The organism is Actinopolymorpha alba DSM 45243 (genome assembly GCF_000373925.1).
GTDB lineage: Bacteria > Actinomycetota > Actinomycetes > Propionibacteriales > Actinopolymorphaceae > Actinopolymorpha > Actinopolymorpha alba.
In genome coordinates this window covers 55,362-67,594 of sequence record NZ_KB892769.1, presented here as the reverse complement: position 1 = coordinate 67,594, position 12,233 = coordinate 55,362, and the positions used below count along the sequence as shown (strand labels likewise).

General features: G+C 65.8%; 10 protein-coding genes. 7 read left to right on the top strand and 3 right to left on the bottom strand.

The window, feature by feature from the left end; genetic code table 11:
* A partial coding sequence (locus tag B141_RS42380) for an HNH endonuclease (protein ID WP_237742792.1) occupies positions 1-1,605 on the top strand: 1,605 nt, incomplete at its 5' end.
* A gap of 145 nt (positions 1,606-1,750) precedes the next feature.
* Here the strand turns inward: B141_RS42380 and B141_RS52315 are convergent.
* Complete coding sequence (locus B141_RS52315) at positions 1,751-1,882, bottom strand: hypothetical protein (protein WP_020577727.1); 132 nt, start codon at positions 1,880-1,882, stop codon at positions 1,751-1,753.
* Between the two features lie 565 nt (positions 1,883-2,447).
* On the opposite strand from B141_RS52315, the gene B141_RS0123950 reads away from it, so the two are divergent.
* The 4 genes from B141_RS0123950 to B141_RS49540 all read left to right on the top strand — a co-directional run bounded on the left by B141_RS0123950 (position 2,448) and on the right by B141_RS49540 (position 7,653).
* Positions 2,448-3,656, top strand: coding sequence for an acyltransferase family protein (locus tag B141_RS0123950; protein WP_020577725.1), 1,209 nt, complete (start codon positions 2,448-2,450; stop codon positions 3,654-3,656).
* Positions 3,657-3,689: 33 nt separating this feature from the next.
* Positions 3,690-4,307: a TetR/AcrR family transcriptional regulator gene (locus tag B141_RS52310; RefSeq protein ID WP_020577724.1), complete on the top strand. Its 618-nt coding sequence runs from the start codon at positions 3,690-3,692 to the stop codon at positions 4,305-4,307.
* 194 nt (positions 4,308-4,501) lie between these two features.
* Positions 4,502-7,063, top strand: a complete 2,562-nt coding sequence (locus B141_RS0123940; protein WP_020577723.1) for a polysaccharide lyase family 8 super-sandwich domain-containing protein — start codon at positions 4,502-4,504, stop codon at positions 7,061-7,063.
* 431 nt (positions 7,064-7,494) lie between these two features.
* Positions 7,495-7,653, top strand: coding sequence for a hypothetical protein (locus tag B141_RS49540; protein ID WP_157181229.1), 159 nt, complete (start codon positions 7,495-7,497; stop codon positions 7,651-7,653).
* A 443-nt stretch (positions 7,654-8,096) separates the two neighbouring features.
* On the opposite strand, the gene B141_RS0123930 is transcribed toward B141_RS49540, so the two are convergent.
* Entirely contained in the window at positions 8,097-9,005 is a 909-nt protein-coding gene (locus B141_RS0123930) for a M56 family metallopeptidase (RefSeq protein WP_020577721.1), read from the bottom strand.
* Positions 9,006-9,008: 3 nt separating this feature from the next.
* Complete coding sequence (locus B141_RS0123925; RefSeq protein WP_020577720.1) at positions 9,009-9,422, bottom strand: BlaI/MecI/CopY family transcriptional regulator; 414 nt, start codon at positions 9,420-9,422, stop codon at positions 9,009-9,011.
* A gap of 124 nt (positions 9,423-9,546) precedes the next feature.
* Here B141_RS0123925 and B141_RS0123920 point away from each other — a divergent pair, with 124 nt between their 5' ends.
* Together B141_RS0123920 and B141_RS0123915 are read left to right on the top strand one after the other, a co-directional pair.
* A complete protein-coding gene (locus B141_RS0123920; RefSeq protein ID WP_202805887.1) occupies positions 9,547-10,626 on the top strand; it encodes an acyltransferase family protein in 1,080 nt (359 codons plus the stop codon).
* Between the two features lie 106 nt (positions 10,627-10,732).
* Positions 10,733-12,217: a cytochrome ubiquinol oxidase subunit I gene (locus B141_RS0123915; protein WP_020577718.1), complete on the top strand. Its 1,485-nt coding sequence runs from the start codon at positions 10,733-10,735 to the stop codon at positions 12,215-12,217.
* Positions 12,218-12,233 lie beyond the last annotated feature (16 nt).

Below are 12,233 nucleotides of genomic sequence, written 5' to 3'. Positions count from 1 at the left end.
GAGTTGGGTGAGCTGGTTCGTGCCGCGCGGAAGCTCGCTCGCTGGGCTGAGTACCTGAGTCTTGGTGCTGTGAATGCGTTGGCGCACTGTCCGCCGTGTTTCAAAGATGATGAGGCGGAGCGGTCGTCTCAGCCCGAACCACGCGCGGCTGAACTGTTGTCGCCGATGTTGGGGTGGACGAACTACCGTGCCGATCAGTTCATGCTCATCGCGTTGGCGTTGTCTGATCTGCCGAATACCCGGCAGGCGCTGGAGCGCGGGGAGTTGGAGTTTTCTGAGGTGCGGACGATCGTCGACCGGCTCACCCTTGTTCCCCGAGCGGATCGCACAGCGGTGGATGCGGCGATCTTCCCCGAGGTGCTGAAACTGCGGGGCGGGCTGCTACGGCTCTACGTTGAAGCCGAAATCATCAAGATCAACCCCGAAGCAGCCAAAGAACGCCACAAGAAAGCTCGCGAGGACCGTGGCGTTGCTGTCTACCCTGATGAGGACAACGTCTCCACCCTGCGCCTGCACGGCATTCCCCATGATCAGGCAGCCCAAGCCTGGGCCTTGATCGACGCTATCGCCCGCACCGAGAAGGCACGCGGGGACGAACGCACCCTCCCACAACTACGAGCCGACATCGCCATCTCCTCCCTCTCCGGCGAGGCCGACGTCATCGTTTGCAACGGCGAGGAAGAAGCCCGCGAAGAGGACGAGGACTGCGACTGCGAGAACGGTGCCGAGGAGAACGGCGACGACGCCGGCCCTTGTCAAGGGTCCTTTGACGACCTGCTCGAGGAGCAGAGCAAGGCCGACAGCCCCGCTCAAGGCGAAGCTGAGGGTGCGCGGGATGACTCTGCCACCGAGCAGGGCGGGTGTCGGCACACCGGGTGCGACCACGACCACCACCTTGCGGGTTGCCCGTGTGAGGACTGCAAGCCCGCGACCTACACCCATCCGTTGGACCGGCCCGTGCGGCAGCCCCGCGACGACCGTGCGGCCGGCAAAGCTGCTGGTGAGAGCGGTCCTGATCGGGAACCGATCCCCGAGCAGGAGATCCCGGCCGCGTTCCGGTCCTGGAGAGCTGCGGTCAAGGCGAAGCTTCAGCTGAACGTGCCGATCACGACACTGTTCGAGCTGGCGGAGCGGCCCGCGGAGCTTGGCGGGTTCGGTCCGGTGCTCGCCGAAGTAGCGCGGCGGCTGATCGCCAACCACATCGACAACCCGGATGCGATGTTCGCCATCGGTGTGACGCATCCGGTGACGGGGCAGTTGTTGAGCCTGCATCCGCTGTCGAAACGCTTCCTCCGCGGACTTCCGGCGGAGTTCGTGCAGTCGTTGAACCAGCGCTGCACCTGGATGCTGTGCCGACGCCCAGCCATTTCTTGCGACCTCGACCACACCAAGCCCTACTCCGAGGGTGGCGAAACCTCGGTCAACAACGTGGCACCACTGTGCCGTCGCCACCACCGCGTCAAAACCGAAGGCGACTGGAAAGTCGAGCAGACCAGCCCAGGCCACCTTCGATATACCGATCCGCACGGCCGGGAGTACACGGTGACCCCGCCGCGCCTCACCGATCCTGTAGAACCAGACGATCCGGATCCGCCGCCGTTCTAACCGGCGCACGGGGAAGCGGGACAAGTAGACAGGCCAGCAGGCTCGAAAGCCCCTGAAAGGAAGGGATATCGAGCCTGCCGTGTTCACGTGTGCCAGGAAGTTCTTCGGTTGGGACCTGACCATCCCGACGGCGAGCCACGCCGGATCAGAAGATCGCGAAGGGGTTGACCGGTGCCGGCACAGCGGGTGCGACCATGACCACCACCTCGACAACTGCCCGCGCGAGGACTGCAAACCCGCCACCTACACCCACCCGATAGACCGGCCCCGACGTCATGCCACCACGGTGTCCACGGACTGCCGGTCGCCTGGGACGGCGCTTAGCCGTGCCCCGTAGCCGAACAGTGCAGGTCGAGGGTGTCGGCATCGCTGAACCGCCCCGGGCCGTGCTCCTCGCAGGCCCGTGCCACCTCGTCCGACCGGACCTGCGTTCCATGATCATGAAGCCAAAAAGGGATATACGTCCCGAAACCCTTCACCACAACGATCATGATCACGGAAAGACGGGATCGTCGAGGAGGGCTCCTCCGCGATCGGCGTGTCGCGGCGCGCGTGATTCCGAAGAGGAGCTTCCGCAGCTATGTGACGGCGCGACCAGTGAGGGCGACGTGGCCAAGGAGGCCGCGAACCCAGAAGCGATCCGATGGGGACACCGATCGGGAATTTGATCGCGGACCAAATCGAGAGTCCGAATGCAAGGTTGGCTATCGGCGTCACCCGCCAGATCACCGGGACAGCTACTGAGCCTGCATTCGATGCCGCGACGGTTCCTACGAGCGGCCCCACAGTAGATGCTGTCCATGTGGTAGGTTTACTGTCCAGTTGGACAGTAGGGAGGTTGGATGGAGACCGGCAAACTGGTTGCGCCCGCGCTCACCGCACCCGCGCAGCAAGGGCGGCGGCTGTACTACCTGGACAATCTCAAGGTCGCACTGATCGTCCTGGTCGTGTTGCATCACGCGGCACAGCCGTTCGGGCCAACGGACTGGTGGTATGTGCCGGGTAGTGAGCGTGCGTCGGTGCTCGACTCGTTCACTGTGCTCAACGGCTCCTTCTTCATGGCTCTCTTCTTCGCCATTTCGGCATATCTCGTGCCCGCTGCATATGACCGGAAGGGTGCGCGCGCGTTCGTCGTGGGGCGGCTCAAGCGGCTCGGGCTGCCATTCGTGGTTGGCGCGCTCACAGTCGTACCGCTTCTCATGTACGTCTATTACAACGTCGGCCGGGACTACCCAGCGATCTCGTTCCCCGATTACTACGTGAACATCTTTCTCGGATTCGGCGAGAAGCCCGCGGGATGGACCGGCCCGACCTGGCCTGACCTGCAGTTCGGGCACCTCTGGTTCATCCAGCACCTGTTGTTGTACTGCCTGCTGTACGCCGGCTGGCGAGTCCTCTCCAAGCGTGTCCGGGGCCAGCGTCGTGCACCGGTCGAACGCCGACCTCCGAGTAACTGGGCAGTGCTGGCACTCGTGGTGTTCGTCGGTCTCCTCACCGCGGTGATTCGTGTCTTCTACCCAGTCGACGAGTGGGAGGCCGTGCTTGATTTCATTCAGATCGAGATCGCGGATATTGGGCAGTACGCAACGCTCTTCGTTATCGGTCTCATCGCCTATCGTCGCGGCTGGCTCGCGAGCTTTCCAGCGCGAAGTGGCTATCTCTGGCTTTCGATCGGCGCTGTGCTCGCTGCCGTCTATTACATCGGCCAGGACTGGCTCGATCCGTATTTTGCTGGTGGCGGCGCGAATCTGCGGCAGTTGGCATGGAGCGGCTACGAATCAGCCTTGTGCGTCAGTCTGTGTGTAGGTCTCACCGTGTTGTTCCGTGAAAAGCTGAGCGGCGCGAGCCGTTTCATGCGTCTGCTCGCCGCAGACTCGTTCACCGTCTATATCATTCACGTCCCCATCGTCGTGTTGCTGCAGTTGGTACTCCGGGAGACGAACGCGCCGGCGCTCGCGGCGTTCGCGGTGGTCGGTGCTGGCGGAGTCGTCGCGAGCTTCGCGATCGGTCACTATCTACGCAAGCTGCCTGCCCTACGCGGCCTGCTCTAATGTCCGAGCGCAGGACGCTAGGGTTGTGATGCCATGTCGACTGCCCAACCACCCGATCTCACAGCGCGTGCACGATTGCGAATCGCGGCGCAGAAGCTGTTTGCCGAACGCGGATTCGCCGCGACCTCAACCCGTGCCATCGCCGAAGAGGCTGGCGTTTCACACGCATTGCTCCGTCACCACTTCGGGTCAAAGAAGGGGCTGGAGCAGGCCGTCGACGATGAGGTGTTGTCCAGCCTCGGCGCGCGGCTCGACGAAGCGGGCCGGCAGGTCGATCCCGACCGCATGCTGGCGTCGATGGGGGACATCACCGCTCAGGTCTTCGGGGCCGACACGCAGGCACGCGCCTATGTCCGCCGCAGGTTGCTGGAGGGCGGCGAGGCCGGATCGGCGATGTTCGCGCGCCTGCTGATGGGGACCCGCGCCCAACTCGAGCGACTCGGCTACCAGCACAAGGATGCGGATGACACGCTCGACTGGGCCGCGTACCAAGTCATCTTCCTTGTTCTCGGACCGCTGTTGCTGGAGAACGTCATGCGGGACAGCCTGGGGGCCGACCCGTTCGACGAAACGCTGCTCCGGGACCGCAGCAGGGCCAACCAACAGCTGATCGCATCCGGCCTCGGCGTGAAGGGCCGGGCTGGTCACTGACGTCGAGGCTGATCCAGGTCTGACGAAAAGCGGTCGCTTTGCCGCCTCATGGGAGCGCACAGTGCTCGACTTTGTCGTCGCTGGCTGGCTCATCCCGGCCAGGTGTGCGCTCGTTGACAGCGGGGGCGCTGTCGCATAGCTACGGTGGTGATCTCCCGCTGCCAGGAACCTTTCGTGCCATCGAGGAGTGTGCCGTGGAGATCAGCCGTCGCCACCTGCTGTCGCTGCTCCCGTCCGCTGGGCTGCTGACGATGGCCACGCCGGGACAGGCCGGCGAAACCAGCGCCGACGTCCACACCAGCGCCGCCAGCACCGCCGCGAGCGCCGATGCCAGCACCGAGAGCGCCCGGCTGCTCTCCAACACTGTGGCGATCTTCGCTGGGACGCCTGAGTCCAATGCCAGGCCGGAGGTCGCCGCCAAGCTGGCCGGCATCGACCAGATCGCGCGGACCTGGCTCACGGCGATGGACCGGGCCGGCAGCGGCGAGTTGTTCGCCGGCGTACCCCTTGGTTCCAGCGACTCGAACCTCACCGCGTCGTTCCAACATCTGTATGAGATCGCGCTCGCCACCAGGACTGATCTCGACGACAACCTCGCCGTCCAGCGCCGGGTGATCGACGGGCTGGCCTGGTTACACGAGCGTTACTACGGCGACCAGGGCCGCGGCTATTACGGCAACTGGTTCAACTGGGAGATCGGCATCTCCAGTCACGTCAGCAAGACGCTGGTGCTGCTCCTCGATCAGGTTCGGGCGTACCACCCAGAGCTCCTGCGGACCTACGTCGATTCCATGGATGCCTATCTGCGTAACGGCAAGGATGGCGATGTCGATCTGGACTCGCGTTTCCACACCGGCGCCAATCTCGCCGACATCACTACCAACCGGATCCTGCAAGGTGCCCTGCTCGGTGATGACGCGCGGATCCGCAAGGCGCTCGCCGACCAGCTGACCGTCTTCGCCACCGTCGACCCATACCACCTTCAGCACGGCGTCACCGACGGCTATTACGCCGACGGATCGTTCATCCAGCATTCCTCGGTCGCCTACACGGGTTCCTATGGCAAGGCTCTGTTGACGAGGGTCGTCCAGACGCTCAAGGTCCTTGAGGGTACGACCTACGCGCGGGGCGACTCCCTGGTCGAGGTGGTGCACGGGTGGGTGCGCAATGGCTTTGCCCCGCTCATCTTCGAGGGCTGGATGATGGAGATCGTCAAGGGGCGGGCGGTGTCGCGGACCACCACGGGGTACGCCGATGTCGCTGTGGTGCTGGAGGCCGTCGTCGACCTTTCCGACTACGCCACCGGGCCGGATGCCCTTGCGTTGAAGGGCTACGTGAAGTTCATCCAGGCAACGTCGCGGGCGACACTCAATCCGACAAGCTTCGTGTCGCCGGGCAGCATCGCGCGCTACGCCGACGTCATGGGTGATGACACCATCCCGGCGGCAGACCTCAACCAGGCTTCGCGAAGCGTCGCGTTCAACGCCATGGACAAGCACGTGCACCGGCGTCCGGGCTACGCGTTCGCGCTCGCCCGCAGCTCTGACCGGATCAGCAAGTACGAATACATGAACGGCGAGAACCTCCTCCCGTGGTTCCAGGGTGACGGGGCGTACTACCTGTATCTCTCGGGCCAGGACCAGACCCAGGCGTACGGCGTTGACTACTTCACCACGATCTCGGCGTACGGTCTGGCTGGCGTCACCGCACCGGTCGAGCGGCGGCAGACGATCCCCGAGTTGTACGGCACGCCGTACTACGACAACCCCGACCACCCGCTGGCGTTCACGTCGTCGTCAGAGTCGCAGAACACCTACGTCTACTTTCCGCGCGGCACCAATCGCCATTCCGGCGGCGCGACTCTCGGCGCCTACGGCGTGGCCGGGCTGATGCAGTCCAGTGATGTCGCGTACGCCGACAAACAGCGGGGCGTGCTGCCAGACGACTTCGTCGTCTACCAGAATGCCCAGGCCCACAAGTCGTGGTTCATGCTCGACGACGAGATTGTCGTACTGGCTGCCGGCGTCAGCGACCCAGCCGTCACTACGACGGTGGACGCACGGATCGCGGCGCCGTCCGAGCAGGTGGCGATCACGGGTGTGCGGCGGGACGGCAGTCCGTGGTCGGGTGCCGGCACGGCTGATCTGCGCTGGCTGCGGTACCTCAACGCAAGCCAGGGGACTGCCGTTGGCTATGCATTCCTCGAACCCAGGCCGGTGAGGGTGGGGCTGGAGCAGGTCACCCGCAGCCGCCGCGTCGTTCGTACCTCGAACCCCGACACCGCCGTCTCCCGCAACGTCTTCAGCGTCTCGTTCGACCAGGCAGCCGGCGCGGCGCCGTCGTCGCTGGCGTACGCGTTGGTGCCGCACGCGACGGACAGCCGTTTGACGTCGTACGCCGGCGGACCGCTTCGTGTGCTGGCGAACAACCCACGCATACAGGCCATCCGTCATACCGGGCTCGGGCTGACCGCCGCCAACGTGTTCGCCGGCGGGCGGCACCAGGCCGCGGAACTCAGCATCGACGGTCCGGCGTCGGTGATCGCGCAGACCCGGCCCGGCGGCCTGACTACGGTCGCGGTGTCCGACCCCACCATGGACCGGGACACCGTCTCTGTCGTCGTGCGTGGGCGCGCGCTGACGGTGGTCTCCGCGGACGAGGGGGTACGCGTGAGCCGGGTCGCCGGGGGCAATCAGTTGGACTTCGAAACCCGCCAGGCGTACGGCAGAAGCCTCACGGTCACGTTGCGCGGGTAGGGTCGCAAGCCCCCGGCCGGCGGATGGGTTGGTTCTCCAGTCGCGATCTCCGAACGGCGATCGCCTCGGCCGCGGTCGGAGTTTCACCGATTTCCTTGCGATTGGTTGGTCTGACATTGGCGCACACGGGCGTGCTGGTGGGTGGCGCGCCTGTCAACGGCGATGCGCAGAGGCTGCGTGTCCGGCTGGGCGAGGCATTGGCGGCGCGGGAAGTGGACGGTCACGAAGCCGCAATGGTCCGTGACACCTGGCATGCGGCCCTCATCAACTTCACCGGTGCGCCGGCCGTCACTGAACGCGGTGAAACTGGGAGTTCCAGCATCGCGCTAGACACCCCCTGCAGGTAATTGTGCGACCGTGGATGCTTGTCGAATAAGGAGTTCCCGGATCTGGTTTGCCGCCGGTCAGAGCCCGGGGATTCTCGTTGTGTGGTGGCATTTATTGGTGCGACATTGGCGATTCTCACACTCGCCCTCATCGTGATCGCGGCAGTCGCGGTTGTTGATAATCGCGAGAATTTGCCGAGTTTCTTTGCCCGGCATCGGGATAATGGCTCGCACATCAGTGGAGACCTGGACGACGACGCGTGATACTGCCAGGCATGGCGTTCGTCTATCTGGCCCCGCGTCCCGTGGTTCGGACCTCAACCTCGGGTTCGCATGTGGGCGGTTCGTCGGCGGCTCGCCCGAAGGATCTCCGCGTGCACGAGCGGGCGGCCACTATGTGAGATCCCCCACCGAGTCGCCGTCACTTGGCGGAGGTGTCTCGGCTTCTTTGCCGAAACTCCTCCGCCAAGTCGCCACAAACTCGCGAGCGGTCTCGCATAGTGGGCAACTCTTGAGTGAACCGCGAATCGTCTGAGTGCTGAGACGTGAGACTGCGCCTTCAAAGATCGTGAAGGATTTCGGTCATATAGCGACGAGAATCTTTCACGATCATGGTCGCCCGTTGATGGGTTCACCAGGCGCAGGAGCCTCGTGAACCCACTGGAAGCCTCGTGATGGGCAGCCCATGTCAGATTGTGTACGGCAAGCTAGGGGAGTAGGTCGGCGAGGCGGTTGAGCCAGGGGATGGCGATCGTGACAGTCGGAACGACCACGAGCGCCGCGGCCGCGAGGTAGGTCGCCGCCGCCAGGAGGCGATGCGACCCCGCGGGCTCAGCCATCCGGCGTACCCGCGCCAACGTGCCGTGGCCACCCGCCGCGAGGCCTCCCGTCGGTGCGGACGTGGCGGCGAGAGTGACGAGTGCGCGGGCGACCGGCGGCGCGCCAACCCGGCGCCGGGCGGCGTCGTCGGCCAGCATCTCGATCAGCAGCCGGCTCTGCTCGAGGGTTGTCCGGCTGCGCACGAACCGCGGGAACGCCTCCCGCAACGCGATGAACGCCTCGAGGACGAGGTCGTGTCGGGCTCGCAGGTGGGCGAGCTCGTGGGTGAGGACCGCGGCGAGTTCGTCGGAGTCGAGCTGGTCCAACGCGCCCGAGGATACGACTACCCGGGAGTCGCGGACGCCGGGAAGGCAGTAGGCGAACGGCGTCTGCTCCGCGAGGATCCGGATACCCGGCACCGTCAGGTCGCCGCGCGCGAGTTCGCGGTCGGGTCGGGCGAGCAGGTCGACGAGCGCGCGGTGCCGCCGCCGCCTCGACCGGGTCCGGATGGCGACCTTCGCCCACGCCCAGACCAGGCGTACGGCGACGACGCAGGTGAGCGCCGTGACCAGGGAGTGCACGATGATCTCGACCGCACCACGCTGCGGCCTGAAGAGGACGTCCATGCCGAGCGCGAGCCCCGCGCCGAGGGCGGCGAGGACGGCCGAGAGGGCGAGCGCCTGCCAGAGAACGATGGCTGCGCGGGGTACGCGAGTCGGCCAGGCCCGTCGAGCGAGCAGGACGGGTGCTGGTCCGGCGAGCAGGAGCGCGAGGGCGCCCAGGACGACCGGCGTCATCGGCTAGCCCCGGTGTGCGCGGCGGCGAGATGTCGAGGGCGGTGACGTTTCAGCGGGTGCGAGGCCTGCCAGGGCCTCCCGCAGGGCCGCCGCTTCCTCCGGTGTCGCCTCGTCGACGAACCGCACGAGCGCGGCGGCGCGATGGGCGTCGCTCCCCGCACCGTCGAGCGCCTCCCGCATCAGGTCAGCGACCATCTGGTCCTTGCCGGCCACCGCTTCGTAGCGGTAGGCGCGGCCGTCGCGCACGCGGCGTACGACGGATTTCTTGGCGAGCCGGTCGAGGACCGTCATCACTGTCGTGTAGGCCAGATCACGTTCGCGCGCCAGAGCCTCGTGGACCTCGCGCACGGTAACGGGACCGGTCGAGGACCAGATGTGCTCCATGACCTCGCGTTCGAGGTTGCCCAGCCGTGCCATGCCCGCCATCCTACGACGTCCTGTCGTAATCCCTTCCTGGCAGGAGGCGCCTCGGTCGGTCGAAATGATCTTGCCCTGAGGGGTCGGTGTGCTCTGCCCAGTGATGCCGGGTATGGTCGGGTCAGTGACGACTTCTGCCGCCACGAAGCCAGTGAGCCAGTCCGCTGCCGCGCCGGAGCCCGCACAGGGCGCGCGGTCGGTGAAGACGCGCGACCCCTTCTACGACAACGCGAAGTTCCTCGCGATCGTCCTGGTCGTCGCCGGGCACGCGATCGAGGCGTTGCGGGATGTGCCGTCTGCCCGGGCGGTCTATCTCTTTCTCTACATGTTCCACATGCCGGTCTTCATCGTGATCGCCGGCTACTTCTCCCGCGGCTTCCCGTCGTCCTCTGACAAGGTTCGCAAGCTGCTCACGCAGCTCGTGGTGCCGTTCGTCATCTTCCAGTTGGCGTACATGGCCCTCGCGAAGGTTGTCGGGGGACGCGATGTCAACCTCACCTTGCTCGACCCCTATTACCTGGTGTGGTTCCTGCTGGCGTTGTTCGCCTGGCGCCTGTCGACTCCGGTGTGGCACCGGATCCGCTGGCCGCTCGGGGTCGCGGTGGCGATCTCGGTGGTGGCCGGGCTCCAGGACCTGCCGGGCGTTCTGGAGACGGGGCGGGTACTGAGCCTGTTGCCGTTCTTCGTGCTCGGCCTCACGTTGCGCCCAGAGCACTTCGAGTTCCTCCGGCGGCCGGCGATCCGGGCGCTTGCTGTGCCGGTGATGCTCGGCGGCCTGGTCGTCGCCTACTGGGCGGCCCCACGGATGAGCATGGAATGGGTGTTCTGGCGGCGCAGCAACGACTACCTCGCCGTCGACGACCTCACGGGTACGGCGATGCGCCTCGCGATGCTCATGGCGGCGATCATCCTGACGGGGGCATTCCTTACCCTCGTGCCCACCCGGCGGACGTGGTTCACGGCGCTTGGGACGACGACGATGTACGTCTACCTGCTGCACGGCGTTCCGGTGAAGCTGAGTGGGTACTTCGGGTGGTACGACCACCCCGTGCTCCACACGACCCTTGGTGCGGTCGCCGTCGGGGTCGCGGGTGTGGGGCTCGCACTACTGCTGTCGACCCCGCCCGTCCGTCGCCTCGCCCGGTGGGCCGTCGAGCCCCGTATGGCCTGGGCCTTCCAGCCCCGCGACCGCGCCACGCGGTAGGAGTCGCCGCACGGCGGGCGCCGCACGGGATCACGCCGGCCGACCGGTGATCTGATGTGACCGACGTTACGACGCCGTGTCGTACTACGTTCAGTAGTATCAAGTCATGGATGTCGTCGACCTTGCGCGGTGGCAGTTCGGGATCACGACGATCTACCACTTCCTCTTCGTTCCGCTCTCGATCGGGCTGTCCGCGATCGTGGCCGGTCTCCAGACCGCCTGGTTGGTCACCAAGGCCGAGCGTTATCTCGCCCTGACGAAGTTCTTCGGGAAAGTGCTCATCATCAACTTCGCGGTGGGCATCGTGACCGGGCTCGTCCAGGAGTTCCAGTTCGGGATGAACTGGAGCGCCTATTCGCGGTTCGTGGGTGACGTGTTCGGGGTGCCGCTCGCGATCGAAGGCCTGCTGGCGTTCTTCCTGGAATCGACGTTCCTCGGTCTGTGGATCTTCGGCTGGGATCGCCTGCCGAAATGGCTGCATCTGGTCTGCATCTGGCTGGTCGCGATCGGTACGCAGATCTCGGCGTACGTGATTCTCACGGTGAACGCCTGGATGCAGCATCCGGTCGGCTACCGGATCAATCCGGGCAACGGCAGGGTCGAACTCACCGACTTCGGCGCCATGCTGACGAATCCGACCGCGATCGAGGCGGGCCTGCACACCGCGGCGGCGTGCTTCCTGACCGGCGGTGCGCTGGTGGCCGGCGTGGCCTTCTGGCAGCTCGCGCGACCGGGAACGCCTGACGTGGCGAGGATCGCGTTCCGCACCGCGGCGAAGGTGGGTTCGGCCGTGGTGCTCGTGGCCGCGCTCGGCGTAGTGATCAGCGGCGACTCGATGATGAAGCTGATGACCCGCCTGCAGCCCATGAAGGTGGCCGCGGCTGAAGGTCTCTTCAACACCGAGCAGCCGGCGGGATTCTCTCTGCTCACGATTGGTACGGCGGACGGCCGGAGCGAGCTCTGGAGCATCAAACTGCCCGAACTGCTGTCGTTCCTCGCCACCGGGAAGTTCACCGGAAAGGTCGAGGGGATCAACCAACTGCAACAGCAGTACGTCGCGACCTTCGGCCCTGGTGATTACATCCCCAACGTCCCGGTGGCCTACTGGAGCTTCCGGCTCATGATCGGGGCGGGCATGCTCGCGGCTTTCCTTGCCCTGGTGGGGCTCCTGCTCCTGCGCAGGCCCGCATTGCTGCGTCACCGGTGGGTGCCCTGGATCGCGCTCGCGGTCCCGTTCCTGCCGCTGCTGGCGAACAGCGCCGGTTGGCTCTTCACCGAGGGCGGGCGTCAACCCTGGATTGCGTACGGCTTGTTCAAGACGGTGGACGGGGTGTCGCCCGGCACGTCCGCACTCGACGTGGCGATCTCGCTCGGCGTGTTCACGTTGCTGTACGGCGGGCTCGCGGTGCTGGAGTTCGGCCTCCTGCGCCGGGCGGTCCGCGTCCTCCCATCGGTTGGCGGATCAGGCGCGGCAGGCGGTGGTGGCGACGGTGATGGGCGGGGCGAGGGCGGCCCTCCTGACGGCGGTGCCGCTGGCCGCGATCCGGTTGACGGTGATGATCTCGAACGCCCGTTGACGTTCACGTACTGACGGAGGAGTCGAAAGC